Annotated in this window: 30 protein-coding genes; 27 read left to right on the top strand and 3 right to left on the bottom strand. The window is 38.9% G+C overall.

Features of this window, described 5'->3' with window-relative positions; translation table 11 throughout:
* The first annotated feature begins 328 nt into the window (after positions 1 to 328).
* From MHH70_RS10465 to MHH70_RS10455, 3 genes are all read left to right on the top strand, one after another.
* Positions 329 to 1273: a carbohydrate kinase gene (locus MHH70_RS10465; RefSeq protein ID WP_342471464.1), complete on the top strand. Its 945-nt coding sequence runs from the start codon at positions 329 to 331 to the stop codon at positions 1271 to 1273.
* Between the two features lie 230 nt (positions 1274 to 1503).
* On the top strand, positions 1504 to 1917 hold the full coding sequence (locus MHH70_RS10460; RefSeq protein ID WP_342471463.1) for a dual specificity protein phosphatase family protein: 414 nt from the start codon (positions 1504 to 1506) through the stop codon (positions 1915 to 1917).
* A gap of 412 nt (positions 1918 to 2329) precedes the next feature.
* Positions 2330 to 3028 carry a CBS domain-containing protein gene (locus tag MHH70_RS10455; protein ID WP_107941752.1) on the top strand — a complete coding sequence of 233 codons (699 nt, stop codon included), beginning with the start codon at positions 2330 to 2332 and terminating at the stop codon, positions 3026 to 3028.
* On the opposite strand, the gene MHH70_RS10450 is transcribed toward MHH70_RS10455, so the two are convergent.
* Positions 3012 to 3719 carry a DUF421 domain-containing protein gene (locus MHH70_RS10450; protein WP_342471462.1) on the bottom strand — a complete coding sequence of 236 codons (708 nt, stop codon included), beginning with the start codon at positions 3717 to 3719 and terminating at the stop codon, positions 3012 to 3014. The two genes, MHH70_RS10455 and MHH70_RS10450, sit on opposite strands and share 17 nt — an antisense overlap.
* Positions 3720 to 3795: 76 nt before the next feature.
* Here MHH70_RS10450 and MHH70_RS10445 point away from each other — a divergent pair, with 76 nt between their 5' ends.
* On the top strand, positions 3796 to 5001 hold the full coding sequence (locus MHH70_RS10445; RefSeq protein WP_342471461.1) for an MFS transporter: 1206 nt from the start codon (positions 3796 to 3798) through the stop codon (positions 4999 to 5001).
* A gap of 181 nt (positions 5002 to 5182) precedes the next feature.
* Here MHH70_RS10445 and MHH70_RS10440 read toward each other — a convergent pair whose 3' ends face one another.
* Complete coding sequence (locus tag MHH70_RS10440; RefSeq protein WP_066170718.1) at positions 5183 to 5869, bottom strand: histidine kinase; 687 nt, start codon at positions 5867 to 5869, stop codon at positions 5183 to 5185.
* A gap of 687 nt (positions 5870 to 6556) precedes the next feature.
* On the opposite strand from MHH70_RS10440, the gene MHH70_RS10435 reads away from it, so the two are divergent.
* The 23 genes from MHH70_RS10435 (at position 6557) to MHH70_RS10325 (ending at position 24839) form a co-directional block, all read left to right on the top strand.
* On the top strand, positions 6557 to 8956 hold the full coding sequence (locus tag MHH70_RS10435; RefSeq protein WP_342471460.1) for a Na+/H+ antiporter subunit A: 2400 nt from the start codon (positions 6557 to 6559) through the stop codon (positions 8954 to 8956).
* Entirely contained in the window at positions 8946 to 9368 is a 423-nt protein-coding gene (locus MHH70_RS10430; protein ID WP_066170712.1) for a Na(+)/H(+) antiporter subunit B, read from the top strand. The genes MHH70_RS10435 and MHH70_RS10430 overlap by 11 nt, the downstream gene beginning before the upstream one ends.
* Before the next feature lies 1 nt (position 9369).
* Complete coding sequence (locus MHH70_RS10425) at positions 9370 to 9708, top strand: Na(+)/H(+) antiporter subunit C (RefSeq protein ID WP_066170709.1); 339 nt, start codon at positions 9370 to 9372, stop codon at positions 9706 to 9708.
* Entirely contained in the window at positions 9701 to 11182 is a 1482-nt protein-coding gene (locus MHH70_RS10420) for a Na+/H+ antiporter subunit D (protein WP_342471459.1), read from the top strand. The genes MHH70_RS10425 and MHH70_RS10420 overlap by 8 nt, the downstream gene beginning before the upstream one ends.
* Before the next feature lie 14 nt (positions 11183 to 11196).
* Complete coding sequence (locus MHH70_RS10415) at positions 11197 to 11679, top strand: Na+/H+ antiporter subunit E (RefSeq protein WP_066170702.1); 483 nt, start codon at positions 11197 to 11199, stop codon at positions 11677 to 11679.
* Positions 11679 to 11963, top strand: a complete 285-nt coding sequence (locus MHH70_RS10410; RefSeq protein ID WP_066170698.1) for a Na(+)/H(+) antiporter subunit F1 — start codon at positions 11679 to 11681, stop codon at positions 11961 to 11963. Before MHH70_RS10415 ends, MHH70_RS10410 begins: the two co-directional genes overlap by 1 nt.
* Entirely contained in the window at positions 11941 to 12351 is a 411-nt protein-coding gene (locus tag MHH70_RS10405) for a Na+/H+ antiporter subunit G (protein ID WP_066170695.1), read from the top strand. Before MHH70_RS10410 ends, MHH70_RS10405 begins: the two co-directional genes overlap by 23 nt.
* A 455-nt stretch (positions 12352 to 12806) precedes the next feature.
* Positions 12807 to 13178, top strand: a complete 372-nt coding sequence (locus tag MHH70_RS10400) for a GntR family transcriptional regulator (protein WP_201261875.1) — start codon at positions 12807 to 12809, stop codon at positions 13176 to 13178.
* A gap of 2 nt (positions 13179 to 13180) precedes the next feature.
* Positions 13181 to 14044 carry an ABC transporter ATP-binding protein gene (locus tag MHH70_RS10395; protein ID WP_342471458.1) on the top strand — a complete coding sequence of 288 codons (864 nt, stop codon included), beginning with the start codon at positions 13181 to 13183 and terminating at the stop codon, positions 14042 to 14044.
* Positions 14028 to 14738 (top strand): hypothetical protein, encoded by a 711-nt coding sequence (locus MHH70_RS10390; protein ID WP_342471457.1) that lies wholly within the window; start codon positions 14028 to 14030, stop codon positions 14736 to 14738. The genes MHH70_RS10395 and MHH70_RS10390 overlap by 17 nt, the downstream gene beginning before the upstream one ends.
* On the top strand, positions 14735 to 15439 hold the full coding sequence (locus MHH70_RS10385) for a hypothetical protein (RefSeq protein WP_342471456.1): 705 nt from the start codon (positions 14735 to 14737) through the stop codon (positions 15437 to 15439). Before MHH70_RS10390 ends, MHH70_RS10385 begins: the two co-directional genes overlap by 4 nt.
* A gap of 21 nt (positions 15440 to 15460) precedes the next feature.
* Entirely contained in the window at positions 15461 to 16279 is an 819-nt protein-coding gene (locus MHH70_RS10380) for a metallophosphoesterase (protein WP_066170684.1), read from the top strand.
* 244 nt (positions 16280 to 16523) lie between these two features.
* Positions 16524 to 17087, top strand: coding sequence for a hypothetical protein (locus MHH70_RS10375; protein WP_342471455.1), 564 nt, complete (start codon positions 16524 to 16526; stop codon positions 17085 to 17087).
* 359 nt (positions 17088 to 17446) lie between these two features.
* Positions 17447 to 19141 carry an FAD-dependent oxidoreductase gene (locus MHH70_RS10370; protein ID WP_342471454.1) on the top strand — a complete coding sequence of 565 codons (1695 nt, stop codon included), beginning with the start codon at positions 17447 to 17449 and terminating at the stop codon, positions 19139 to 19141.
* 107 nt (positions 19142 to 19248) lie between these two features.
* Entirely contained in the window at positions 19249 to 19509 is a 261-nt protein-coding gene (locus MHH70_RS10365) for a metal-sensitive transcriptional regulator (RefSeq protein ID WP_066170676.1), read from the top strand.
* A 243-nt stretch (positions 19510 to 19752) separates the two neighbouring features.
* Positions 19753 to 20229 (top strand): DsrE/DsrF/DrsH-like family protein, encoded by a 477-nt coding sequence (locus tag MHH70_RS10360; RefSeq protein WP_066170673.1) that lies wholly within the window; start codon positions 19753 to 19755, stop codon positions 20227 to 20229.
* Positions 20230 to 20240: 11 nt separating this feature from the next.
* Positions 20241 to 20588, top strand: coding sequence for a rhodanese-like domain-containing protein (locus MHH70_RS10355; RefSeq protein ID WP_342471453.1), 348 nt, complete (start codon positions 20241 to 20243; stop codon positions 20586 to 20588).
* A gap of 5 nt (positions 20589 to 20593) precedes the next feature.
* Complete coding sequence (locus tag MHH70_RS10350) at positions 20594 to 20896, top strand: rhodanese-like domain-containing protein (protein ID WP_066170780.1); 303 nt, start codon at positions 20594 to 20596, stop codon at positions 20894 to 20896.
* 5 nt (positions 20897 to 20901) lie between these two features.
* Positions 20902 to 21459, top strand: a complete 558-nt coding sequence (locus MHH70_RS10345) for a sulfurtransferase TusA family protein (RefSeq protein WP_107941771.1) — start codon at positions 20902 to 20904, stop codon at positions 21457 to 21459.
* Positions 21460 to 21523: 64 nt separating this feature from the next.
* Positions 21524 to 22651, top strand: a complete 1128-nt coding sequence (locus MHH70_RS10340) for an MBL fold metallo-hydrolase (protein ID WP_342471452.1) — start codon at positions 21524 to 21526, stop codon at positions 22649 to 22651.
* A 171-nt stretch (positions 22652 to 22822) separates the two neighbouring features.
* Positions 22823 to 23050: a sulfurtransferase TusA family protein gene (locus MHH70_RS10335; protein WP_066170660.1), complete on the top strand. Its 228-nt coding sequence runs from the start codon at positions 22823 to 22825 to the stop codon at positions 23048 to 23050.
* Positions 23051 to 23074: 24 nt separating this feature from the next.
* Entirely contained in the window at positions 23075 to 23848 is a 774-nt protein-coding gene (locus MHH70_RS10330; RefSeq protein ID WP_107941774.1) for a sulfite exporter TauE/SafE family protein, read from the top strand.
* A 64-nt stretch (positions 23849 to 23912) separates the two neighbouring features.
* Positions 23913 to 24839: a dipeptidase gene (locus MHH70_RS10325; protein ID WP_342471451.1), complete on the top strand. Its 927-nt coding sequence runs from the start codon at positions 23913 to 23915 to the stop codon at positions 24837 to 24839.
* Positions 24840 to 25184: 345 nt separating this feature from the next.
* Here MHH70_RS10325 and MHH70_RS10320 read toward each other — a convergent pair whose 3' ends face one another.
* Positions 25185 to 26411 (bottom strand): IS110 family transposase, encoded by a 1227-nt coding sequence (locus MHH70_RS10320; protein WP_342473192.1) that lies wholly within the window; start codon positions 26409 to 26411, stop codon positions 25185 to 25187.
* Positions 26412 to 26641: the final 230 nt, after the last annotated feature.

Here is a 26641-nt window from a genome sequence, read left to right as displayed (position 1 = left end):
ATTTTTAGACGATTCAGTTGTGTTCTGTTAAAGTAATAACCTTTTATAAAAATTTCTTTGTTGTTAACGTACCCTAGCCTTTTGATAGCTCAAGTCGACAGGACGTCTTATAGTAGTATAGCAAAATTATTAAGGAAAGGCTGTAATTTCGATTGATTTCGTACTAACAGCCTGTCAAAGTCTCTGCGGAGATAAGTTTTACTTTATAAAAAAGACTTTCTCTGAACTCGAAAAAATCTGGATGCAATTACGCTGAGGTGTAATTGATTGAAGCCTTAATTTCGTGGTAATCTAAAGAAAGCATAATTTCGGAGGTTAGAAGGTCAAAATGAGCCAGTCAAATAAAGACTTTATTCTTATTTATGGAGATGCGTTTGTTGATTACATCGCAGACGATATAACAAATACAACATTTACAAAATATTTAGGTGGTGCAACGATTAATGTCGCAGCGGGTATAAGCCGTATTGGTGCACCATCAGCTTTAATTACGATTACAGGTGATGATGAAACATCTGTATTTGTTCGTAATGAAATTACCAATGAGGGGGTTAATCTTGATTACGCTGTTTATGCACCAGAGAAGCGTGTAAGTGGTGTCTATGTACATTTAACAGAGGGCGGCGAGCGAATTTTTAAAGAGTATATTGATGAGACACCAGATTTACAGGTGATGGAGGAGCAGCTTCAGCTAGAGGCATTTAAGCGCGCATCGATTTTTAATGTATGCTCGGGTACGATGTTTCATCCAACAGCATTGGCAACGACGATAGCGGCGGTTGAGCTAGCGAAGGAGCACGGGGCAATTATTGCAATTGATGCTAATATTAGACCACTACGTTTGCAAAGCGAGGCGATTTGTCGCGAAATAGTTACTAATTTTTTTGAGGATGCAGATATTTTAAAGCTAACAGATGAGGAGCTATTTTTCTTAACGCAAACGGATACGATTGAGGAAGGAATTGCAGCACTTGATGCATTGCTTGTACCAATTATTTTGATTACCGTTGGAGCAGAAGGTTCTTATGCAATATTAAATGGCGAGACGATTCATGTGCCTGCTGAAAAAATTATAGCCGTTGACACAACAGGTGCTGGTGATGCGTTTATGGCAGGTGTATTGCGCTATGTGCATTATAATGGTTTACCAACAACAGTAGAGGAAATCACAGCATGTGTTGCTTTTGGCAATAAATTAGGTGCATTAGCGGCAACAAAGCCAGGTGCTTTAACAGCATTGCCACAATATGAGGAGATTAAAGATTTACTGTAACGTCTTTCAGTAATGTTTACTGCGACAAGTAACCGCAGAAGCAAATTATTTTGTACCGAAAGCAAGGCGACAGGCACACATAGCTTTTAGCGAATGTTTATACAGAAGCTAGAGCTGCTGAAAGAAATTAAAGCCTTCGGTGAATGTCACAGACTTTGAAGAGATTCACTTGCCAGCTCGAAAAAATTTGGACTAGAGTGGGTGGGACGCAATTAATAGGAGGGGAAAAGATGGGCTACGATGAATTAGTAAAAGGAAGAATTTATTTAGGAGGCGCGGCGGATGCACAAGAGGTAGTTGACAATGAAAATATTGATATAGTCTATGATGTCCGTGTGAATTCGGTGCAAGATGCAGAAGTACCTGCATGCCCAATTGTCCATGCAGCAATAGTAGAGCAGCATTTAGCTGATAGTATTGAAGCTGGAGCAACAAGTATTAAGGAAGCGTATGAGTCAGGGAAAAACATTTTTATCCATTGTGGTAGCGGCAATGGCAGGGCGAGCGTGATGGCAACAGCAGTCCTGTTAGAGCTAGGACTAGCCAATGATTTGAAAAGTGCTGAGCAAATGGTAAAAGAAGTGCGACAATCGGCGAATATTCGCCCAAATATGCGTGAGGCATTGGAAAAACTGTATAAATGATAAAAAAGCTAGAGTGGGACTACCCAAAAAGCCTAATTCATCTTCGATAAAACAAAAATTTGGTTTTTACTTATTTTAGGGGGAATTGTTAGACTCACTGTTTACAACCGTTTAACTTTTTATACAAAACCGTAGTGACAGGTACAGAAGTTTCCCACTAGCGATAGTTGCACTGAAAGAAGTTAAATCTCCGGCGAATGTCACAGTTTTAGATAAACTTCCACCAAACAGCTTGAGAAATCTGAACGCAATTACGCCGAGGCGTAATTAATTAAAACTCCATTAAAACGTCCGAAAAGCAGTGCCCAAGCACACTTTTCGGACGTTTCTTTTCATCTTTAGGCACAATATTTCAAAATCCGAAAATTAAGACTATAATATAACTTAATAGTGTCTAGGAAGGAGGGACTAAATGTCTACAAACTCTGATCGCTTTATAACAGCTTTTAATAGAATTGACCATACATTGCGTGAAATAGTGGATGTAAAAGAGTTTATGCCGTTTTATCGACTGCTTGACCGTGCGCGTAGGAAAAACCCGCTTGTGCAAAAATATGAGGATGATTTACGGGCCTATGCTGATTTACGTAATGCTATTGTGCATCATCGGACAGCGATTGAATTTATTATTGCAGAGCCGCACATCCAAATTGTTGAAGCTATTGAGGCAATTGATTCGGCACTAGCGAAGCCAAAGCTTGTTGGGCAACTATTTCGAAAGCGCGTAACGGTATTTCAAACAACAGATTCACTTACATATATGTTAAAAATTATTCGTAAGCATAAATATACGCAATTTCCCGTATATTCGGGACAAAAGTTTCAAGGATTAATTACGACGGTCGGGATAACGAACTGGCTTGCCATTTCAATGGGGCAAAGAAATTGGTCGAATCGCGTTACACTACAAGATATTTTGTTACATGAAAAAAAACTTAAAAATTATAAATTTATTAGCAAAATGATGACAATTTACGAGGCAGAGGAAATTTTTAAGGAAGGAGTAGAGCGCGGGCAACGCTATGAGGCATTGTTAATTACAGAGCATGGTCGCCCGCAGCAAAAATTGATTGGGATGGTGACGCCAATTGATATTATGAAGGTTGATTAGCTCTTGTGCTGACAAAGAGCGAGTGGTCTTCTAACACTTGTGCAAAAAGAACATGCTCAACAGCTTCTACTTTTTTATTGCGCAATTTTTTCAATAGCCATTCTTCTGTCAAATTGAGCTGCTGCAAGTTTTCATAGATGATATGTCCATTGGAAATTACTTCTGTTGGCATGCACAGAGGTGGTGTTAAATTTGCCTGTGTATCCTTTTTTGTCGCCCCAGCAAAGGATGGCTTTTTCATAACGCTTAGCTCACCGTTTGTTTCAAAAACAGCGTAGGCAACCTCATTGACTGAAAAAATACTTTGCTCACGCAATAGCATTGTCAGCTCATCTAAATGGAGTCTTGCTTTCTTTAAGTTTTCCTCTAAAATAACGCCGTTGTGAATAACGATTGTTGGTTTATCATCAACGAGCACGCGTATCTTTGTCGATTTTAATGCGATGGCACTTAGTAAAATAGTTAAAATAGACCACCAAATTAAGGAGATCATACCATCCCAAAAAGGTGTCTCTTTTTGAGAGGATAATTCACCAGCAATTGAGCCAAAGGTGATGCCGGTTGTATAGTGGAAAAATGTTAATTGACTTAATTGTTTTTTACCAATAATTCTAGCTAAAATAAGCAGGGCAATAAAAGTAACCGTTGTACGAAATAGCATTTCCCAAAAATTAATCTCGCCGATGTCCATGTGTATCACTCCTTACTACATTAGCATGGGCGAAAAGTACATATGCTATACAGCATAGAAAGCGTGAATATGAATTATGAATACAACCACTAAATATAATCAGCCAATTTACGCGATGATGGTCGCTATTGGCATTTGTCATTTAATTAACGATACAATGCAGTCTGTTGTACCTGCGATGTTCCCACTTTTAGTGGATAATTTAGGATTAACCTTTACACAATTAGGATTAATATCCTTTGTGTTAAATATGTTTGCTTCTGTTTTGCAGCCTGTCGTTGGCTTTATTACAGATAAAAAACCGATGCCATTTGCCTTGCCAATAGGAATGGTTAGCTCGTTTATCGGTGTGGCTATGCTAATTGTCGCAAGTAGCTATTGGATGATTTTAATTGCCGTGTTGTTTTTAGGGCTTGGCTCAGCGGTCTTTCATCCTGAAGGTTCGCGTGTCTCTTATATGGCCGCTGGAACGAAGCGCGGCTTAGCACAGTCGATTTATCAAGTAGGAGGCAATTCGGGACAGGCATTAGCACCTCTTATTAGTGCCTTCATCCTTTTACCATTCGGTATGAAGGGAGCCTCTATTGTTTTAGCCTTATCGGCAATTGGTATTGTGATGTTAACAAAAATTGCCAAGTGGTATAAGGCACAGCTAGAGGCAGAAAAGTTGTCAAAGGTAAAACGCCAGCTTATTTCATCGTTGCCACCGTTGACTAAAAAGCAAGTGAGTATCGCTTTATTATTGTTATTTATTATTATTTTTGCTCGTTCTTTTTATACGACAAATATTACGAGCTTTTATGTATTTTACTTAGCGGAAACGTATGGATTGACAATTACAGTAGGGCAAATTTTTATTTTTATTTTCATGGCTTGCGGTGTCGTAGGTACATTTTTGGGAGGTCCTTTATCAGACCGTATTGGGCGTAAAAATGTCATTCTTTTATCTGTAGTAGTACCAATGCCATTTTGCTTAATATTGCCGTATGTGCCTTTATGGCTTGTACCCGTACTACTCATCATTATCGGTACATTAATTATGATTAGTTTCTCAGTGACGGTTGTTTATGCGCAGGAGCTTGTGCCAAGTAAAATTGGAACGATGGCGGGCTTAACAGTAGGGCTTTCGTTTGGAATGGGAGCAATTGGCGCTATTGCTACAGGTAAGCTAATTGATTTATACGGAATTACACCGACAATTATAGGCGTCTCCTGCTTATCTGTATTACTATTAGTGGCGTTTCTGCTACCAAAGGATAAAGCAGCAAATGCTGAAGCATAAGAGAAAGTCTATTGGGCTGTCCGATTTTTATAACAGCGCTTTTTTACTAAGGAGAAATATCGCTGAAATCAGTGTTTCTCTCTTTTTCAAAGAAAGCTTTCTCTATTTTTTTGAGATGAAACATCAACAAAAGCGTTCAAATGCCGACAATCAAACGGCTTTTTGGACGCTTTATTTTTGTTTAACGAGTTAGTGATGGCTTGCATTGTGTTGGAATAATATGAGGGTCTGTTACTACTCCCTCTACGATATCCAATTCATGCATTTTACGCTCATACGTAAATTTAAAAATACCATTGTCGAAATCTGTGCCAATTTCCTTGAAAAAGATGCCTTCAAGATGAGCAAATTTGGGGCAGGTGAAGGCTACTTTATACTCTTCATTTTCATGAATTAAATAAGCGCGTATGCCTTTTTCATAAATATCTAATGATTCATCCTCTGTTGGGCGCTTTACCGCTACGATATGGAAATCAACAAAAGGAATTTCACGCAGTAAAACGTTTAAGAACGAGCCTTTCGTAATTTCTTCCCAACGGCTTTGAGCGCTTTGCCCTACAATAATTTGTGTAATATTATATTGCATTGCTACTTCTGTAATTACTTTATGAATTGGTAGCTTTTCGTTATCACGGATAATAAAATCTTCCACCTCTAACTCACTTGTCAGTTGCTGCCAATGCTCAATGTAACCTGACTTTTCAGCGTCGAATGCATCGAGTGGTTTGGCATCTACTGTTAAAACATATAGAGGACAGTCAAGTAATGTCGCGAGCTTATGTCCTCGACGGATTAGACGTTCGCCATTAAGTCCGTAATATACACAAACTAAAATACTTTCGTCCATTCTGCTTTTAACATGCTTCATGATGATTTTGCACCTCTTTATTATATTTGTAAACACGGCACCCACGTAATCAAACTTTGAAAAATCAAGTGTAAATGAGCTAAAATCGAAGCCCTTACAGTGCATTTCGCCATATTCTAGTGTATACTTTTCTTATATGATGTTTTTTTGATTTGCTCAGGGCACTGTATATAAAAAATTAATTTGACTAAAATAGATTGTGCTCTTTATGACACACTATTATGCTATGAGTTGTAGCGTTAGTCAAGTGAATTGGCAACAAATTGCTGTAAAATAATTATGTAAAGAATAATGAATAAAAAAACTTGTTTTTAGCAATGTTTTAGCTAAAGGTTTTAAAGCTGTTATCAATTGCGTCTTGGCGTAGTTAATCCAGATTTTCATGAGCTGTTTAGTGGAAGTAAACCTAAAACGGTTACGTTCTACGACTGCGGTTAACCGACCCGCATCACACAGGCCTCTTTTCAAAATCTGTTATATCCGTCAGGGTTTGGGCCAACATGATGTTGGTCACTCAGTCGCTATCTTAGTATGCGATGTTCTTAGACTGAGTTCCTCTTTTTCAGCGAGTGTATACACGCTGAATTAAAGTAAATAAAGCATTCATTTCATAGCCCATAGAAGCGGAAGTTTTTTGCTGAATCATTATAAAAAGTGCACGAGTCTGAATTTAGGAGGTTTTGGCGTATGATTGTTGAACTTGCAATACTTTTACCGTTTATAATGGCGGCTGCTATTCCGTTTATATATAGGCGCTTTAAGAAAGTACATATTGGTTGGCTTGTATTAGCTGTGCCAGTTGTTTTATTTAGTATATTAACTACATATATCCCTCGTATAGCAAATGGACAAACATTTACAAAAACTTATGAGTGGATCCCCTCTTTTAACATAAGCTTTACAACCTACTTGGACGGGCTAAGCATAATTTTTGGTTTGCTTATTACCGGAGTTGGTAGCTTAGTCATTTTGTACTCGATTTTTTATTTATCAACGAAGGAATCACTTCACCACTTTTATTGCTACTTATTACTTTTCATGGGTGCTATGCTAGGCGTTGTTTTTTCAGACCACTTAATGGTGCTTTATGCATTTTGGGAGCTAACAAGCGTATCCTCATTTTTACTTATCGCGTTTTGGCATCATCGTAAGGCATCCCGTGCTGGCGCACGCAAAGCAATGACGATTACTGTCACAGGTGGCGTCGCAATGCTTGCAGGTTTTTTAACTTTATATACAATTACAGGGACATTTAGCATACGTGAGTTAATCGCAAATGTAGGGACGATTCAGGAGCATACACTCTTTATCCCGGCAATGATTTTAGTCCTTTTAGGTGCATTTACAAAATCCGCACAATTTCCATTCCATATTTGGTTACCAGATGCAATGGAAGCACCAACACCAGTTAGTGCCTACTTGCATTCAGCTACGATGGTTAAGGCTGGCATTTATTTAGTGGCTCGTATGTCCCCCGTATTTGGTGGGCATGAAGTATGGTTTTGGACGGTGGCTGGAGTCGGGATTGTTACGTTGTTTTGGGGTTCGTTTAATGCGGTACGTCAATACGATTTAAAGGCACTTCTAGCCTATTCTACAGTTAGTCAGCTTGGTCTGATTATGTCATTGTTTGGCCTAGGCTCTGCTGGGCACGCGCTCGGTTACAGCCAAGAGTCACTACTTTATACGCAGGCAACATTTGCTGCGCTTTTCCATTTAATTAATCATTCAACCTTTAAAGGGGCGCTCTTTATGATGGTCGGAATTGTTGACCATGAAGTAGGGACGCGGGATATCCGTCGATTAGGCGGACTTATGGCATTAATGCCATTCACCTTTACGATTGCCATTATTGGAAGCATGTCGATGGCTGGCTTACCACCATTTAATGGATTTTTAAGTAAAGAGATGTTTTTTAAAGCGACTGTGGATATTTTAACATTAAATATCTTCTCTATTGAAAACTTCGGTTTCGTCTTTCCTGTTATCGCATGGCTAGCGAGCGTATTTACTTTCGTTTACTGTGTAATTATCGTCGGGCGAACGTTTTTTGGCAAACTTCAGCCAGATCGTTTAGAAAAGCCACCTCATGAAGCACCAATTGGCATGTTAATATCGCCATTTATACTAATTGCTTTTGTTATCGGTATTTTCTTCTTCCCGAATATTTTAGGTCGCAATATTTTAGGTCCTGCGATGCAAAGTATTTATCCAACCTTCCCAGTGGAGGAATTGACAGTGCCAATTAAAGCATTGCATATAGGCACAGAGCTATTTATGACAATCGGTGTTATCATCGTTGGTATTTTACTATACCGTTCATTGCCAAAATGGCGTGCAGTGTATCAGCTATTCTCTCAAAAGTACACATTAAATGCCTATTATGAGCGCATTATCGGCTTTAGTGAGTCGAAATCAGGCTGGTTTACTCGTTTATATATGAATGGTAACTTAACATATTATTTCATTTATATTTATGTAATATTTGTTGCGATTGTGGCAGGCTACTTTGTACTGAGCGATGCATTTGTTTGGAGTCCAGCAAATGATTCAGCAGTCGAGTACTATGAGTTTATTTTGCTATTCATTATGGTCTTTGCCGCTGTAGCATTATTGTTCACAAAAGGGCGGATTACATCAGTTTTATTAAACGGCGTGCTAGGCTATTCTGTTGCCTTTTTCTTCGTTGTGTTTCGAGCGCCAGATTTAGCGTTGACGCAGCTTGTCGTAGAGTCAGTAACGACGGCGCTATTCTTGTTATGTTTTAAATTCTTACCTGATTTAAAGAAGGAAAATGTGTCGCGTGCGGTGAAATTTTCAAAGGCGACCATTTCAATATTAGTTGGAGCGACAGTAACGCTTGTTGGATTAACGGTTTTACATTATGAGAAATTCGCTCCAATCTCTACTTACTTTGAGGAATCATATAATTTAGCGGGTGGGAAAAATATCGTCAATACGATTTTAGGCGATTTTCGTGCATTTGATACGATGCTAGAGGTCGTTGTATTATTTATTGCCGGTTTAGGTATATATTCGCTTATTAAGCTAAAAGCAAAGAAGGGAGAGACGGATATTGAAAATTAATGATGTCATTTTACGCACAGTCGTAAGGGCAGTCGTCTTTATTATTTTAACGCTCGGTATGTATCTCTTCTTTGCAGGGCATAACTCGCCCGGCGGTGGCTTTATTGGCGGTCTTGTACTTGGTTCTGCTATCGTTTTATTGTATTTAACATACGATATTGAAACGGTTCATAAAGGAATGCCATTTGACTTTAAAAAAGTAGCGGCATTTGGCGTGCTTTTAGCAACAGGCACTGCGATTACGTCTATTTTTTTCAATGTGCCGTTTTTAACGCAGGCTGATCGCTATTTTCAGCTTCCTCTGTTAGGAGAGACACATTTATCAACGGTAATGATTTTTGAAGCAGGTGTAGCTTTGACAGTTATCGGCACACTTGTGACAATTATTTTAAGTATAAGTGAGGATGAATAGTATGGAGTCTTTAATAATTATATTAGTAGGAATTCTAGTTGCAGTAGCAACCTATTTAATCCTCTCACGCACAGTAATTCGTGTTATTTTAGGTACTGCTGTGTTATCTCATGCAGCACATCTACTTATTTTAACAGTTGGTGGCTTGAAAAAGGGGGATGTCCCACTTTTAAGCCAGTCGGACGGACCGTATACAGATGCACTTCCCCAGGCACTTATTTTAACAGCAATTGTTATTAGCCTTGCAGTCACAGCGTTTGTCTTAGTACTCGCCTACCGTATGTATAGTACGAATGGAACAGATGATTTCAGCAAGCTAGGGGGATCATCGGATGAGTAATATTATTGTATTACCGCTTATTATTCCAATCATCACAGCGATTTTACTTGTTTTCCTACGTCATAATATTCGCCTACAGCGAATTGTTAGCTTGGTGACGGTTGTTGCGGTGAGCATCATTGCGTTTATTTTACTTCTTGAAGTACAGACAAATGGCATTATGAAGATTGACTTTAGTGGGTGGTTACCTCCGTTTGGCATTTTATTTGTGGCAGATTCATTTTCAATACTCCTCGTACTGACAGCGAATATTGTTACAGCAATTTGTTTAATTTATGCCTTTTCTACAATTGGAGAGCGTCATGAGCGAATGTTTTTCTATCCGTTTGTGTTGTTTTTAATTGCAGGAGTTAATGGTTCATTTTTAACAGGTGATATTTTCAATTTGTTCGTCTGCTTCGAAGTCATGCTATTGGCCTCGTATGTACTTGTTGCACTTGGTGGAGAAAAATTCCAGCTAAGAGAATCATTAAAATATGTCCTTATTAATGTTGTTGCCTCATGGCTATTTTTAGTGGCACTTGCGTTTTTATACGGCACATTAAAAACATTAAACATGGCACATATTGCAGTGCGTGTTGCTGAAGTAGGGCAAGACCCTGTATTAACGACGGTTGCTATTTTATTTTTAATTGTCTTTAGTCTGAAAGCAGGATTGCTACTATTTTTCTGGCTCCCGGGCTCTTACAGTGTGCCGCCAACTGCTGTACAAGCTTTATTTGCAGCTCTTTTAACAAAAGTTGGGATTTATGCCTTGTTCCGTACATTTACGTTAATGTTTGCATTGAATACGACTGTTACACATACGCTAATCGGCGTAATGGCAGGAATTACAATTGTGCTTGGCTGTTTAGGTGCATTATCTGGTCGCGATGTACGCACAATTGCCTCCTATAATGTAATTATCGGTGTGGGCTTTATTTTAATCGGCTTAGCAATTGGCACAGAACAAGCTTTTGCAGGAGCAATTTATTATTTGATTCACGATATGCTGGCAAAGGCTTTGCTGTTTTTAATTGTTGGAACGATGGTGTATTTAACGGGTGAGATTGTTGTGAAAAATATGAACGGTTTAATTCGTCATTATCCTTTATTTGGCTGGATTTATTTTGTTGTCATGTGTGCATTGGCTGGTATCCCCCCTTTAAGCGGTTTTATCGGCAAGGTGTTAATTGGTCAGCAGGCAATAGAAGGCGGTTTTTACGTTTTATTAGCAATCGGATTCGGCTCGAGCATTATCGTATTATACTCTTTACTTCGTATTTTCCTAGCGGCATTTTTTGGAGAAACGTCTATCAGTGAAGAGGACAAAAAGCCTATTCCAAAAGGGGCGACAGCATCATTTGTGTTGCTTGCGCTTTGTATAGTCGCACTTGGCTTAGGTGCAGAGGGAATTGCGCTATATGTAGAGGATGCAGCGCGAACTTTAGCTAATCCAGCTATTTATATTGAAGCAATTCTTGGAGCTAAGTAGAAGGAGGGCGTACTATGTTCGGTCAATTTATTTTAAATTTATTTATCGCAGCACTATGGTTTTTATTGAAGGACGATCCTAATGCGGGCTTTCCAACATTTGTAGCTGGTTTCTTAGTCGGCATTTTTATCTTATATGCGATGCATCGCTTTTTTGGCACACAGTTTTATTTACGTCGTGTGTTTAAAGTTTTTAAACTTATTATGCTTTTTATCCGCGAGCTTACTTTGTCGAGCTTTGCCGTTATTCAGCAAGTAATGACGCCACAATTAAAAATTACACCTGGTATTATTACATATCGTACAGTGCTTCGAGGAGATTGGGAAATTACAGTATTAGCACTACTGTTAACATTGACACCAGGCTCTGTAGTGATGGAAGTGACGGAGGAAGGCGATATGTTTTACATTCATGCAATGGATATAGAAGAGTCAAAGGAAACGTTACTTCGCTCCATTGGGAAATTTGAGAAGGCAATTATGGAGGTGACACGTTAATGATTGAGAAAATCCTGTTGGTTTCGCTCGTTTTATTTATGATTGCGATAGCGCTTCTCCTCTATCGTGTTATTGTAGGACCTTCTATGCCAGACCGTGCGATTGGGCTTGATACAATAGGTGTTAACTTGATTTCTTCTATTGCCATTGTATCTATTTTATTGACAACAAAAGCCTTTTTAGAGGCAATTTTAATTTTAGGTATTTTAGCATTTATCGGAACGATAGCATTTTCTAAGTATATTGAAAGGGGTGTTATCGTTGAGCGTAAATCAAATCGTTGAGTGGCTAGGGGTGTTGATGATTCTTTTCGGCGCAATTATTAGCGTTGTCAGCGCATTTGGTATGATTCGACTTCCAGATGTATATACACGCTCACATGCGGCAACGAAAAGCGCCACTTTGTCAGTCTTAGCCTGTCTTTCCGGTGCATTTCTCTATTTTTGGAGCCATGATGGCTATGTAAGTATCCGTTTAATTTTAGGAATTATTTTCGTGTTTATTACCGCGCCTGTTGCAGGACATCTTGTTTGTCGTGCAGCATATCGTTCGCGTGTACCACTTGCTGAAGGCTCGGGCGAGGATTTATTAAAGCCTGTGTTATTCGGCGATGAGGCAAATGTACCTGAACATACTGAAGAAACGCCAATTGAACGTGAACCAAAAGAATAGTTATGAGCGGGGGCGTCCAAAATGCTGTACAGTTGCAGGCATTTTGGACGCCCCCGTTTTTTGAAGAAGTAAAAATATACTTTTGTTTAATCATTGAAGTATGTAAAAGTGTTTTCGCCTTTTTGGAAAATCTTACTTTATAGAAATAACGAGGGAAAATGTCGAAATTTCTGAATTGTGGATAATTTTTTACTGATTCCCTATTCTTTGTGTGTATAACTAATGTAATTGAGGATAACTTTGTGGAAAAGATGAGAGATTTATATGTTAAGTCGTTTCATTGTGGATAATTCAGAGTTTTTGAAGATGAAATAGAAAGTTATCTACATTGACGAAGCGCGGTTGAGGATGTAGCAGAAATATGCTATTCGATGTTTCGTCAGCACTTGACAAAAATATGAAAATTATTTATAGTACATTACAACACTAATGTACTAATTAGGGGGTGTTTTAATTTGAAGTTGAATATGGATGGGATGACACCTATTTATGTACAGATTGCCGAATGGCTGCAAAATGAAATATTGGCAGAGCGCCTTGTTGCGGATGGTAAAGTGTATTCGCAATATCAGTTAGCGGAGCTGTTCAATATTAATCCAGCGACTGCTGGAAAGGGACTAACACTCTTATTAGAAGAAGAGATTATATATAAAAAGAGGGGATTAGGTATGTTTGTAACGGAGCAAGCGAAAGAAATGATTCTGCAGAAACGACGTAGTGAAACGTTGCAGCAACTTGCGAGAGAATTGGTGGATGAGGCGCGGCGTCTGGCTTTGACAGATATGGAGTTAATAGCGCTAGTCCAGAAAATGCAGAGGGGGGAGTAGCCTTGATTCGATGCGAAAATATCGTGAAAAAATACCGAGGTAAAGAGGTGCTCAAGGGTGTTTCATGCCATCTTGACGAGCATAAAATTATTGGACTTATTGGACGTAATGGTGCGGGTAAATCTACGTTACTCAATATTTTAGCGGGTCATATAAAGCCGACAGCAGGAAAAGTGAGTATTTACAATAGCAATCCATTTAACAGTATAACGGCAGCGACGAATACCATTTTTATTGAGGAGGGAATGACCTTTGCTCAAAACGACAATATTGCACAAATTTTAAAAACTGCTAGGCGCTTTTATCTAAATTGGCAGCAAGAGCTTGCAGAGAAGCTATTGCAATATGTAGGTATTCATCTGAATAGCTCACACCAAAATTTATCGAAGGGGCAGCGTTCTACATTTAATTTGATTTATGGGCTGGCGACACGCTGTGCCATCACATTGCTTGATGAGCCAATGAATGGCATGGATGAGGCGGTACGTGCAGATATGTATCGTGCAATTTTAAAAGAGTATATTGCATATCCACGGACGATTATTATCTCAAGTCATCATTTGAAGGAAATTGAGCACTTAATTGAAGAAATCTTGTTAATTCATAATGGGCAAGTGGTGTTCCATGAAGAGCTAGAGAAAATGCAGCAATACGCAGTGCAACTTGTAGGGCAGCCAGAACAGCTAGAACCTTATCGAAACCATGCCTTGTTTGTAAAGCAAGAGGGGTTATTAGCAGAGGTCGTTATAGAGCGAAAGTATTTCGATGGTCAATCGACTATTCAAGTGCAGCCTGTTTCAGTAAGCGATGCGTGTAGGTATATGACAGCTAGCACAACAGGAGGTATTGATGATGTATTTCAGTAATGTGTCACTTATCAGAAATATCGGAGCGCAGGTGAAATGGAGGCTAGAAACATATAGTAATGTTGTCATGATATTTGTGCTAATTCAGCTGTTTATTTCGGTAGTAGCAGGTAATAGCGGTATGAGTGGCAGCGGTATGAATAATTTGATGATTAAGGAATACTTTTATAGTTTAGATGGGTTATTAGGTATTTCGATGATGACTGCTTTTACAATTTGCGCTATATTTGCGTCAGAAAGAATACAGAAGGATAATTTGGCGGTTCCGACGACGAGATTAGCAACGAATATTTCAATGATTTTATTTATTTGTATTGTGCTATTTATTGCAACTGTCACTGCAATAATGACGAATAATATTGTGCAGTTTGTGAAAGTGCTTTTCCTAAATACAAATATTGCGGGTGTGACACTTGTTCCGAATATATCCACATTTTTTGTATTCTATTTTGCATTGCTTTGTGCATCAGCAGTCGGGTATTTTATAAGCACATTATTCAATCTATCGAAAGTGTTGACGGTTATTAGCGGATTATTGTTTATTTATTATTCACCCTACTTTTTAGAAGATGTGTTTGGTTGGCTCGTGGGGGATAACTATAGAGTACTTATATTGAATACTTTTGTAATAGCAAGTGTACTTTATGCATTAGCGATGTTAATTAATAGTCGACAGGAGGTGCGCCGAGGATGATGGCAATTTTTGTATTAGTCCCTGTTGTATGTCTTGTAATATTTGGTACTATCTACGTTGTAGGGCGACTCCTTTCACGTTTTCAAGCGACATTTAACGAGAGATTTTATAAGCTACTTGTTATATATGTAGTTATCGGGTTAATTGCGACAGTTAGCTTTCCCTATTTACCAAATGCACAAAAAGCGATATTGTCCGATAAGGAAATAAAGGAAAAGCTTGATGAAATCGAATATCTTAATCAGCTTGTACAAGAAAAGCGCTTTGATGAAATAAATTCCGATTATTTGAAGGAACAATTGACTTTTACAGTGACAAATGAAGAGCTGACATTAAAGTCAAATATGGAGTTTTTAGGAACACATGTAATCGTCACATGGAGGGATGATAAGACATCAAATGATGTTTACGCAAGCTATTATGAATTTCCATTTATTTTTTCAGGTATTGATGTAACGAATAATATATCAGCACCACAAATACATTTTGAGAAGGATACATTATTGATTTCCGAGATAAATAGGGAAATAATCTATCATCGTGTCATCCCGAAAATATGGACAATTGAACATTATTATGAGCGTTTTGACAATGAAGGATACTCTAATTATGGAATGGGACAACAAATAATTCATTTGAATGTGCCAAAACATATAAATATTATTGATAATAGTGGTATGATTCAATATATATATTATTAATAATGAATTGAGCGGTGCAGTTTGAAAAAGTTAGTAAAATTAATTATCTTCATTGTTGCGATGTATGTTTTTTTACAAGTAAATAATAAATGGCTTATGGTAACAGAGCATGTGTATGAATCCGAGCGTGTACCAGCAAGCTTTGATGGCTATCGTATTACACAGGTGACAGATTTGCATGATGCAATATTTGGCAAGGGACAGAGGCGACTGATTGAAAAAGTGCGGGCTACCAATCCAGATGTCATTTTCATTACAGGCGATTTAATAGACAGCAATCGTTATCATTTAGAAAATAGTTTAGATGCTGTAAGAGGCTTTGTGGATATTGCAGATGTCTATTATGTGCTTGGTAATCATGAGGTAGCCACGAGAAAGATGCAGGAAATTTATGAAGTATTAATAGAACTAGGAGTGCATGTGTTACCGAATAGGGCGTTGACGATAAAGAATGGTGATGAACAAATTGTGATTGCCGGGATTGAGGACCCATTAATGGGTTATACGACACAGGAAATGCTTGATATGGCATACAAGTATGTACCGAGCGATGCATTTACACTGCTATTATCACATCGACCAGAGCGTTTTGAAACATATGTGAATAATGCGATTGATGTTGTTTTCACAGGGCATGCACATGGTGGGCAAATTCGTCTGCCATTTATCGGCGGGTTAGTAGCGCCAGGGCAGGGCTATTTACCAAAATATACAGCAGGTACGTATGAGGACGGGGAGACGACAATGGTTGTCAGCAGAGGATTAGGCAATAGCGTTGTTCCATATCGTATTTTTAATTTACCAGAGATTGTGACGGTAGAGCTACGAGCTACTAAATAGTACATTGGGGCTGATTGGAAGAGTATTACTTTCCCAATCAGCCCCAGTTTTTTGGAGAATAAATTTTGGGACCTCGTGTCAATGTGGTGAAGCGTTTATTTTTGCACCTGTACTCGCCGATTTCTGTATGGGCGTTTTGATGCTTCATGTTCTTTCCTTTTCTTCCATCTATTTTAATATTCTGAAACTTTTGTTCTTTAGGGACGTATATAGATTATATAACAAAAAGGGGTGGGATTTTCATATGATGGACCGAGAGAGAAGGACTCTTTATATTATATTTGCAATTGTAGTTGCTTTAATTGCACCAATCATTGTTCTTTTTACGCCGTTTACAATTGGGATGATTTTTTATGACCATGCAGATAAAATTGTTTTTCTTCCACTACCATCAAGTCTAGCAGTCTATAGTTCAGCGTTTATAGCTGTTGCAGCCAGCTTAGTTGCCATGTATTTTATAAAAAAGAAAGGCTTTAAAATTGCTTTAAGTATTTTTACTATCATTGCGTTTCTTTTCTTATTTGTTAGTGGGACGAAGAATTATATTTATATAGATAATGAATTTATTGAAAGCTCGCATTGGCTAAAGGGAAAAAAGCAGTATGCGTGGGATGAAATTGTGCAGCTTGATTTAACGAAAAAAACGAATGGTCGAGAGCGGGAAGACCATATTATATTCACTTTCAATGACCAATATACATTGCCTATTTTAGTAGATGGATTGGTAGATTATAAGATTGAGCGTCAAATTGTTAATCGCGTGCAGCAGCTTAATGTTTCTGTGAATCATATCGTTGTAGAAGAATAGAGGGGCGTGCCTAAAGCCGTGCAGTTGTTGGCTTTGGACTAAAGGGTATGCTTGGAGAAAATAGTGAGAAGATGGTTTGAAAATTGAAGAACACAGGTTTTATCTGATTTTTCCGAATGAAATTTGGTTTTTTATTTTATTATGTAAGATGAGGCTGCTTTTTAGGGGCAAGTCTTGCTGAATCTTGTGTTTCACTCATTTTCAAAGTAAACTATGGGGTAAACTTTTAAAAAGCCTCGCTCGACAGCGTCTGATATGCCGGTAACTGCACGGCATGTCAGACGCCTTTTTTTCTACTTGACAAAATACCTATGGGGGTATAAATTCTTTTTAAGAACATTTTAAAGGAGATAGATGATATGACAAAAAAGATATTAATTGTTGGAGGCGTTGCTGGAGGGGCTTCAGCAGCTGCACGTATCCGTCGATTGGATGAGCAGGCACAAATTATTATGTTTGAAAAAGGACCGCATGTATCATTTTCTAATTGCGCATTACCGTTTCATTTGAGTGGGATTGTGGAAAATAGTGAAAAGCTGATACTAATGAATCCGCATAGCTTTAAAACAAAATATAATATTGAAGCACGCACAAATCAAGAGGTAGTGGCAATCCATCGGGAGCGTAAAATGATTGCAGTAAAAAACTTGAAGACGGGTGAGGAATACGAAGAAAGCTATGATTATTTAATATTGTCACCGGGAGCAAGGCCGATTATTCCACAAATTAATGGTGTTGAGCTACCGCATGTCTTTACTGTGCGCAACGTGGTTGATATCCAAAACCTACAGGGGTATATAGCAAGTAATACTGTACAAAATATTGCAGTAATTGGTGGTGGCTTTATTGGAGTAGAGGTTGCTGAAAATCTCCGTTTGGCAGGGCATCATGTAGCGCTTGTTGAATTTGCTCCTCAAATTATGACACCATTTGACGAAGATATGGCACAAATTATGCATAAGGAAATGACTGATAAAGGTGTTGAACTTATTGTTGGAGATGGCTTAGCTACTATTGCGGAGCAGCATATTACATTGAATTCAGGGAAGCGCCTAGCAGTGGATGTTGTCGTGCTAGCGATTGGTGTTCGACCGGAAACAGCTTTAGCTACGGAGGCAGGCTTAGCACTTGGAGAGTTAGGAGGAATTAAAGTAAATGCGCATTATGCAACGAATGACCCTGCCATTTATGCAGTGGGAGATGCCATTGAAGTGTATCATCAGCTCTTGCACAAGCCGACAAGATTAGCATTAGCAGGACCTGCACAGCGTCAGGCACGTGCTGTAGCCAACCATATATATGGTATGACGCAGTTAAATAAAGGAGTTATTGGCTCAGCTAGTATCCAAATTTTCGATTTGGCATGTGCAGCTACAGGTTTGAATAAGCGTACAGCACAGCAGGCAGGGCTACAGGTGGATAGTGTTTATGTCATTGCACCAGATAAAGTTGGCTTAATGCCAGGTAGCAACCCACTGCATTTAAAGTTGGTATTTGAAGTACCAACAGGAAAAATTGTTGGTGCACAGGCAATTGGTAAAGGGAATGCTGATAAGCGCATTGATGTTATCGCAACACTTATTACAATGGGGGGGACATTAGAGGACTTAAAGGAGCTAGAATTAAGCTACTCACCAATGTTTAGTACAGCTAAAGATGTTGTTAATATAGGAGCAATTGTTGGACTGAATATACTTTATGGCAAGTATGAGCAAATACAAGTTTCAGATGTGCGTCTATTAGTCGAACAAGGGGCTTACTTCCTAGATGTGCGTGAGATAAATGAGTTTGCGCAAGGGCATATAAAGGGCGCTAAAAATATTCCTTTAAGTGAGCTACGTGAGCGTTTAGATGAAATCCCACGAGATGTTCCTGTTTACGTCCATTGTCGCTCAGGTCAGCGTAGCTATAATGCGGTAATGGCATTACAAGGTAATGGTTTTACGAATATTAAAAATGTGGCAGGCTCCTTTCTAGGTATTTGTCTGCATGAATATTTTAATGATTACACAAAGCAACGTGAGCCGATAATAACACAGTATAATTTTAAATAAAAGGGCAGCCAAAAAATATTTGTTGAGTTTTTTAGGTTGACAATATACCCAATGGGGTATAATATAAGGGACATGGACGATAAGTTAATGTCAGGAGGTGCTGTAATATGATATACGATCAAAAAGTAATGAATCGCGTCAAGCGAATGGAGGGCCAGTTACGCGGTATTTTACGCATGATGGAAGAAGGGCAAGATTGTCGCGATGTAATTACACAATTATCGGCGGTACGCTCTGGTGTAGATAGAGCAATTGGTGTAATTGTTAGTGAAAACCTCGTTGAATGTGTGCAAAAAGCTGGTGATAATACAGAAGAAGTCAATGCTTCAATACAGGAGGCAGTTAGTTTATTAGTGAAAAGCCGTTAATGGCTAGAGCTGTCCAAAAAGCCGAGCATACCGGGCTTTTGGACAGTATCGATGATGTTACACAAAATGTTGACTTATATAAAAGGGACGTCTAATTTAAAAATGTGATGAACATTGACTTTAGTAGCGTTATCCTTCAGTAAAAGTGGCACGATAACCGACATCATGCTGGCAACGGATGGAAAATAAACTGAACTTTTTTTTACTCAAAATAATACCTATATGGGTATATGGAGGCGTACAATGGAAAGAAAAAGAACAACGATTGTATTGTTTAGTGGAGATTATGATAAGGCGATGGCCGCGTATATTATTGCAAATGGTGCCGCTGCTTATGACCATGACGTAACGATTTTTCATACGTTCTGGGGTATTAATGCGTTGCGCAAGCAACAGCCTATCGAGGTGCAAAAAGGCTTTTTAGAAAAAATGTTTGGGCGAATGATGCCACGCGGTGCAGAAAAGCTTGGTTTATCGAAAATGCAAATGCTTGGTATGGGACCGAAAATGATTAAGCATGTAATGAAAAAACATAATGCACTAACATTAACACAGCTAATTGAAATGGCGCAGGAGCAGGATATTAAGCTTGTCTCTTGTACAATGACAATGGATTTATTAGGGCTTCAAAAAGAGGAGCTTTTAGATGGTGTGCACTATGCAGGAGTAGCTGCTTACTTAGCTGATGCAGAGCAAGGGCATGTCAATTTATTTATCTAGGAGGAGTTCATATGACAGCCTTTATCATTTTTTTAGTTATTGTTGCATTTTTAGCATGGCGCATGTTGCCAGCCAAAGGGATAAAAGCTATTTCAACTGAGGAGCTTGCGACAATTATTAATGACCGTGGCAAAATATTTATCGATGTGCGAACACCTTCAGAATATAAGGGGCGACATATTCAGCAATTTAAAAATATGCCACTTGGTACGGATTTTTCAAAGCTACCGAGGGATGGAGATATTTTCGTCATTTGTCAAAGTGGTATGCGGAGTGCACGGGCATGTAAACAAATGAAAAAGCTAGGCTACGATAATATTACAAATATTCGGGGTGGCATGAATGCATGGAAAGGATGAAAAAAATGAAGCAGATTTCGACAGAGGAAGTAGAGAAACAATTAGCGGCAGGTGAAAACTTGCAATTAATAGATGTGCGAGAGGTTGATGAAGTTCAAGAGGGACATATTCCGGGTATAAAGCATATTCCGTTAGGGTTGCTTGAATTTCGTTTGCAAGAGCTCGATAAAAATACACCATATATTATCGTATGTCGCTCTGGCGGACGTAGCGGGCTTGCTACAGCATTTTTACAGGAGCGAGGCTATGATGCAACGAATATGACTGGTGGAATGCAGGCTTGGCAAGGCATATTAAATAGGAGGTAAAAAATATGACGATTAAGGCAGATGTCCAATTAGATGCAAAAGGTTTGGCATGTCCAATGCCAATTGTGCGTACAAAAAAAGCGATGGCAGATTTAATAGATGGGCAAATATTAGAGGTACAGGCGACAGATCGTGGCTCTACAGCGGATTTAGCAGCATGGGCGCAGTCTGCTCAGCATCAATATATCGGAACGACAGAGCAGGGGGATGTACTCTATCACTATATTCGAAAATGCTCTAATGAGGATGTGATAGAAAAGCCATTTGAGCAAACAGTTACAAATGAGCAATTGCAGCAATCAACAGATGGAATCATTTTAGATGTACGTGAGGAAGTAGAGTATGTATTTGGTCATATAGCTGGGGCAAAATCGATTCCTCTAGGGGAGCTAGATGCGCGTTTACATGAACTAGCAAAGGAACAGACGATTTATGTCATTTGTCGAACAGGAAAGCGCAGTGATTTTGCAGCGCAAAAGTTAGCAAATGCGGGATTCAAAAATGTCTATAATGTGTTGCCGGGGATGACGGAATGGCAGGGCGAGCTAGAAAAATCGATATAAATTTAAGCGGTGGGGGATGCCCTGCCAAAAAAATCGAAAAAATAATACCTCAGGGGGTAATCGTATGGTAGTGATTAAGTGGACAGCAGCAGATGTTGCACGAAGAGTAATTAATGATGATAAGCTTTTTATTTTAGATGTACGCAATAAAGAGGCTTTCGAGGATTGGAAAATTGAAGGTAGGCAATTTAATTATTTAAACATACCTTACTTTGAATTGCTAGACGGCATAGAGGAAGTATTGCCACAAATCCCTTCAGATAGAGAGTTGTTAGTTGTTTGTGCCAAGGAAGGCTCTTCTATTATGATTGCCAAAATGTTAGATGAGGCAGGACGTGAAGCAGCTTATTTAGAGGGCGGTATGAAATCTTGGAGCATTTATCTTGAACCAATTAAAATAGGGGATTTAACAGGTGGCGGCGAGCTGTACCAATTCGTGCGTTTAGGCAAAGGCTGTTTATCGTATATGGTTGTCGCTGATGGCGAGGCAGCAGTAATTGATGCGGTGCGTTTTACAGATGTGTTTCTTGATTTTGCTAAAGAAAAGAATGCGAAAATTACCCATGTATTTGACACACATTTGCATGCCGATCATATTTCTGGTGGACGACAAATCGCGGCGGCAACAGGTGCTGCGTATTATTTGCCACCGAAGGATGCAGAGGAGATTGTGTTTGATTGTGAGGACCTTACAGATGGGCTAAAGGTGCAAATTGGCTCAGCGAATGTGACGATAGAGGCTCTGTATTCACCGGGGCATACGATTGGTTCCACATCATTTATTATTGATGATCGCTATTTGTTAACAGGTGATATTTTATTTATTGATTCAATTGGTCGTCCAGATTTAGCAGGACTTGCGGAGGATTGGGTAGGTGATTTACGTCAGACGCTTTATGAGCGTTACCGTGAGTTAATCGATGATTTAATTGTACTACCTGCACATTTCATGATAGTAGAGGAGTTAAATGCAGATGGGCAGGTAGCGAAACGTTTAGGTGATTTATTTGCAGAAAATCACGGTTTAAATATCGAAAATGAAGAAGAATTCCGCAGGACGGTAACGGATAATTTGCCACCACAGCCGAATGCTTATCAGCAAATACGACAAGTGAATATGGGTAAACTAAAGCCTAGCTATGATGAGCAAACGGAAATGGAAATCGGACCGAACCGTTGCGCGGTTAGATAATAAAAGGAAGATAGAGGTGTCCAAAAGCATTGTTTTATCTGCTTTGTAGACGTTTCAATAATGTTTCAACAAGGGTATAGCTATGCATATTTAGTTTAGCTGCATTTCTCTAAGTTATTGTGAAGAAGTAAAAATTAAATGAGTATTGTAAAAAGAAGAGAGGTTTTTTTGATGAAAAATACAACAATTTTAGATGCAAAGGGCTTAGCATGTCCAATGCCGATTGTACGTACAAAAAAAGCGATTGATTCACTTGAGTCAGGCGAAATTTTGGAGGTGCATGTAACGGATAAAGGTTCGTTGGCTGATATTCCTGCATGGGCAAGCGCAGGAGGTCACGAAATTACCGAGCAAACAGAAGAGGCTGGCGTGTTTGTTTTTCGTATTAAAAAAGCCTAGCTAGCATAGAAAGAAGGATGTGGGATGGGTGTAACATTTATTATTGTGCTGTTTGCAATTGGCTTTGTAGGTTCATTTATTTCAGGTATGCTCGGTGTTGGAGGCTCTATTATTAAATATCCGATGCTGTTGTATATCCCGCCGTTATTTGGCTTGGCAGCATTTACAGCGCATGAAGTATCAGGCATTAGCGCTGTGCAAGTGTTTTTCGCCTCCATTGCAGGGGTCTGGGCTTATCGCAAAGGAGGATACTTAAATAAAGCGCTTATTTTAACAATGGGAAGTGCTATTTTAGTAGGTAGCTTTGTAGGTAGCTTTGGTTCCTCTAATTTATCTGAGACGAGTGTCAATATTGTTTATGGCATATTAGCTACAATTGCTGCAGCTATGATGTTTGTACCAAAAAAACAGCTCGATGATAAGCCGTTAGAGCAGGTAGTATTTAATAAGCCGCTCGCAGCAATTTTGGCATTCATCGTTGGTATAGGGTCTGGGATTGTCGGGGCGGCAGGGGGTTTTTTACTAGTACCAATTTTATTGGTCGTATTAAAAATTCCAACACGTATGACGATTGCAACAAGTCTAGCCATTACATTTATTTCATCCATTGGAGGCAGTATCGGCAAGCTAATGACGGGGCAAGTTGACTATGCCGCAGCAGTCATTATGATTATCGCAAGCATCATTGCTGCTCCTCTTGGTGCAAAGGCGGGCAAGGCGCTCAATACAAAAGTATTACAAATGATTTTGGCTTTTCTTATATTGGCTACAGCAGTTAAGATTTGGGTAGATATGTAAAGACGATGAAATGGCAATCCTCTTTCATGTACGTCATAATATGTATATGGAAGGGGGCCATTTAATGAAAGTGCCAATTATTGATTTACATTGTGATGTACTGTATAAATACGAGAAGCAGGAAGTCGATTTTGTAAATGCCACACAACTAGACGTGAACTTGCAAAACTTGCGTCAAGGAAATGTCAAAGTACAGGCATTCGCCATCTTTATCCAACCAACTATACCAAAAGCAGAAAAAATAAAATCTGCGCTACGTCAGTTGTATTATTTTAAAACGCATGTAGTGCGACCAGAAAATAAAGTCGTACATATTAAAAATTGGTCTGATATTGAGCGTTTACAGGATGATGAAATAGGGGCAGTGCTGACAATTGAAGGTGTCGATTTTTTAGAGGGCGACATAAAAATGTGGCATTTATTTAGGGAGTTTGGTGTATTAAGTATCGGTCTAACGTGGAATAACGCGAATGAGGCTGCGGACGGTGTTGAGGAGGATTTAGGGCGAGGCGTAACAGCATTTGGCCAAGAAATTATTCAGTTAAATAATGCACATAAGGTGTTTACAGATGTCTCCCATTTAAGTGAGCAAAGTTTTTGGGATGTTTTAGAGCTGGCGGACTATGTTATTGCCTCGCATTCAAATGCGAAGGCGTTATGTTCGCATCGCAGAAACTTAAACGATGAGCAAATTAAAGCGATGGTGGCGAAAAAAGCACCAATCCATATCGTTTATTGCCCGATGTTTATTGTAGAACAAAGGGAGGCGACGATAGCGGATTTAATCAAGCATATCGACCATATTTGTGCGCTTGGTGGCAAAAATCTGATTGGCTTTGGCTCAGATTTTGATGGCATTAATGAAAAGGTAAAGCATTTAGCTAATGCTAGCCAGCATTTCAATTTAGTAAATGAGCTGATGAAATATTACTCAGAGGATGAAGTGCGCGGCTTTGCCTATCAAAACTTTTTAAATCATTTACCAAAATAATAGAGTGACAGTAGCGATGATGTTTCACAAAATGTTGATTCCTATAAACAGAGAACGCCTCTTTTGAAAATGGGATGCACATGGGCTTTGGCAGCGTTATCCTTCAGTAAAAGGGAAGCGATGAAAACATTTATTTCTATGCAGTGTCAAAACAAAATAGCTTTTTCGGACAACTCCTTCTTACCTCCAGTCAATAGTTTTTAAGAAAATAATTAAAGTTTTGAAAAGACTTTTTTGTGAGGGTGGGGGTACCCCCACCCTCACAAAAAAATTGCGCATGCCAAAGAGACCTCACGAATTTTCTTTTTTTCGAAAGGTCATTGTGCTATAGTTAATTTACTTTGGTTACGATTTCTGAGCTGGTAGTGCGGACTCATAATCGTACAGAATGCCTTGTGTCATTAACTGAAACGTCATTTTCAGAAACTTATTGATACAGGCGACAATCGCAACCTTATGAGGCTTTCTCTGAGGTTGCGTTTTTAATTTATCGTAATAATCTACCAGGTGATTGTTAGTCTTTTTCCGTAACGTAATCATCGTACAAATCATAAAAAATAAAATCTTTCGTAGCTTCTTATTTCCTCTTTTATTGATACGATCACGATACTGCGTGTTACCCGATTGATAACGCATAATATCAATACCTACATACGCATTTAGTTGTTTCGCATTCTGAAAGCGGCGAATATCCCCTAATTCACCGATTAATCGGCAAGCTGTTGTATCGCCAACGCCCGGAATCGAACGAAGCACTTGGTATTCTTTGCGTTCCTGTGACATCTCCACCATTTGTTTCACAAGTGTTTCCTTCTTCTCAACTAAATCCATGATACGAGCTGCGTAGTCACGAATTTGATCACAACGAATATCGGTAGCTTTAATGGCTGGATAACTATTTTGAGCAGCCTCTAGTAAACATTCTGCTTTTGCCTTAGCACGTGCGAATGATAGGTTTTTTCGTGTATTGGCTTTTAACCGATTTTTAATGACTGTTTTCGAATGCGCCAGTAACAGGGCTGGATGTGGATAGAGCTGAACAATATTTAAAAACAGGGCCGAACTTGGTGTAATGAGTGCTTCCAACTCCGGAAAACTCAAATGTAATAACGCATGCATTCGACTTTTTAATCGCGTGATTTCTTCATCAATCTCATCATAATAACGTGTAAGTCCACGCATCTGTTCATAATAATCATCCTGCACATAGGTCGGCTCACGCTCCATTTTAAAATGGGTTTTCGCTAACTCATGCGCATCACTACTATCGGTTTTATTTCGACGCATCGAAGCCATTTGTAGATTCGCTTCAAGTGGATTCATCCGACAATAGGTGTAGCCATAATCGATTAGAAACGTTTCCAATGGTTTTGAATAAACATCTGTCGCTTCAAAAACGATTTCAGGTGCTTGACCGTCACGCTCCGCTATTTCTTTCATTCGCTTATGTAATTGTTCAAAGTCCATACGTGTATGATTCAGTTCACCTTCAAATTCACATTGACGATACGGATTATAAATCGCAATGGTACTTTTTCCTTTACTCACATCTAACGCAACCACATGTTTCATCATACTTTCTCCTTTTTAGCCAATCATAGAAGTCTTCACAGTGCCTTACCGATTCCATTTTCTTCTACACGATCTCTTGGACCCAACATACTAAACTGATTCAAATAAGGGTGTGAAGTCAGTCGGTTTTTAATACGGATTCTAAAATGATCCCAGGAGCTTGTTCGACTTTCCTTCACTTCTACTATAAAAAAATAGTAGTACAAACCATGGCCTTGGTTTGTACTACT

This window comes from Metasolibacillus sp. FSL H7-0170 (assembly GCF_038593115.1).
GTDB lineage: Bacteria > Bacillota > Bacilli > Bacillales_A > Planococcaceae > Metasolibacillus > Metasolibacillus fluoroglycofenilyticus.
This window is presented reverse-complemented; position numbering and strand designations above follow the sequence as displayed.

What these genes read in the sequence shown, in the direction of transcription:
- MHH70_RS10355 (WP_342471453.1), top strand. Translation starts at nt 20,241, where the DNA reads ATGACAGCCTTTATCATTTTTTTAGTTATTGTTGCATTTTTAGCATGG.
- MHH70_RS10335 (WP_066170660.1), top strand. Translation starts at nt 22,823, where the DNA reads ATGAAAAATACAACAATTTTAGATGCAAAGGGCTTAGCATGTCCAATG.
- MHH70_RS10345 (WP_107941771.1), top strand. Translation starts at nt 20,902, where the DNA reads ATGACGATTAAGGCAGATGTCCAATTAGATGCAAAAGGTTTGGCATGT.
- MHH70_RS10325 (WP_342471451.1), top strand. Translation starts at nt 23,913, where the DNA reads ATGAAAGTGCCAATTATTGATTTACATTGTGATGTACTGTATAAATAC.
- MHH70_RS10320 (WP_342473192.1), bottom strand. Translation starts at nt 26,411, where the DNA reads ATGAAACATGTGGTTGCGTTAGATGTGAGTAAAGGAAAAAGTACCATT.
- MHH70_RS10360 (WP_066170673.1), top strand. Translation starts at nt 19,753, where the DNA reads ATGGAAAGAAAAAGAACAACGATTGTATTGTTTAGTGGAGATTATGAT.
- MHH70_RS10415 (WP_066170702.1), top strand. Translation starts at nt 11,197, where the DNA reads ATGTTCGGTCAATTTATTTTAAATTTATTTATCGCAGCACTATGGTTT.
- MHH70_RS10420 (WP_342471459.1), top strand. Translation starts at nt 9,701, where the DNA reads ATGAGTAATATTATTGTATTACCGCTTATTATTCCAATCATCACAGCG.
- MHH70_RS10365 (WP_066170676.1), top strand. Translation starts at nt 19,249, where the DNA reads ATGATATACGATCAAAAAGTAATGAATCGCGTCAAGCGAATGGAGGGC.
- MHH70_RS10385 (WP_342471456.1), top strand. Translation starts at nt 14,735, where the DNA reads ATGATGGCAATTTTTGTATTAGTCCCTGTTGTATGTCTTGTAATATTT.
- MHH70_RS10350 (WP_066170780.1), top strand. Translation starts at nt 20,594, where the DNA reads ATGAAGCAGATTTCGACAGAGGAAGTAGAGAAACAATTAGCGGCAGGT.
- MHH70_RS10390 (WP_342471457.1), top strand. Translation starts at nt 14,028, where the DNA reads ATGATGTATTTCAGTAATGTGTCACTTATCAGAAATATCGGAGCGCAG.
- MHH70_RS10340 (WP_342471452.1), top strand. Translation starts at nt 21,524, where the DNA reads ATGGTAGTGATTAAGTGGACAGCAGCAGATGTTGCACGAAGAGTAATT.
- MHH70_RS10410 (WP_066170698.1), top strand. Translation starts at nt 11,679, where the DNA reads ATGATTGAGAAAATCCTGTTGGTTTCGCTCGTTTTATTTATGATTGCG.
- MHH70_RS10440 (WP_066170718.1), bottom strand. Translation starts at nt 5,869, where the DNA reads ATGAAGCATGTTAAAAGCAGAATGGACGAAAGTATTTTAGTTTGTGTA.
- MHH70_RS10375 (WP_342471455.1), top strand. Translation starts at nt 16,524, where the DNA reads ATGATGGACCGAGAGAGAAGGACTCTTTATATTATATTTGCAATTGTA.
- MHH70_RS10425 (WP_066170709.1), top strand. Translation starts at nt 9,370, where the DNA reads ATGGAGTCTTTAATAATTATATTAGTAGGAATTCTAGTTGCAGTAGCA.
- MHH70_RS10370 (WP_342471454.1), top strand. Translation starts at nt 17,447, where the DNA reads ATGACAAAAAAGATATTAATTGTTGGAGGCGTTGCTGGAGGGGCTTCA.
- MHH70_RS10460 (WP_342471463.1), top strand. Translation starts at nt 1,504, where the DNA reads ATGGGCTACGATGAATTAGTAAAAGGAAGAATTTATTTAGGAGGCGCG.
- MHH70_RS10330 (WP_107941774.1), top strand. Translation starts at nt 23,075, where the DNA reads ATGGGTGTAACATTTATTATTGTGCTGTTTGCAATTGGCTTTGTAGGT.
- MHH70_RS10435 (WP_342471460.1), top strand. Translation starts at nt 6,557, where the DNA reads ATGATTGTTGAACTTGCAATACTTTTACCGTTTATAATGGCGGCTGCT.
- MHH70_RS10445 (WP_342471461.1), top strand. Translation starts at nt 3,796, where the DNA reads ATGAATACAACCACTAAATATAATCAGCCAATTTACGCGATGATGGTC.
- MHH70_RS10465 (WP_342471464.1), top strand. Translation starts at nt 329, where the DNA reads ATGAGCCAGTCAAATAAAGACTTTATTCTTATTTATGGAGATGCGTTT.
- MHH70_RS10450 (WP_342471462.1), bottom strand. Translation starts at nt 3,719, where the DNA reads ATGGACATCGGCGAGATTAATTTTTGGGAAATGCTATTTCGTACAACG.
- MHH70_RS10455 (WP_107941752.1), top strand. Translation starts at nt 2,330, where the DNA reads ATGTCTACAAACTCTGATCGCTTTATAACAGCTTTTAATAGAATTGAC.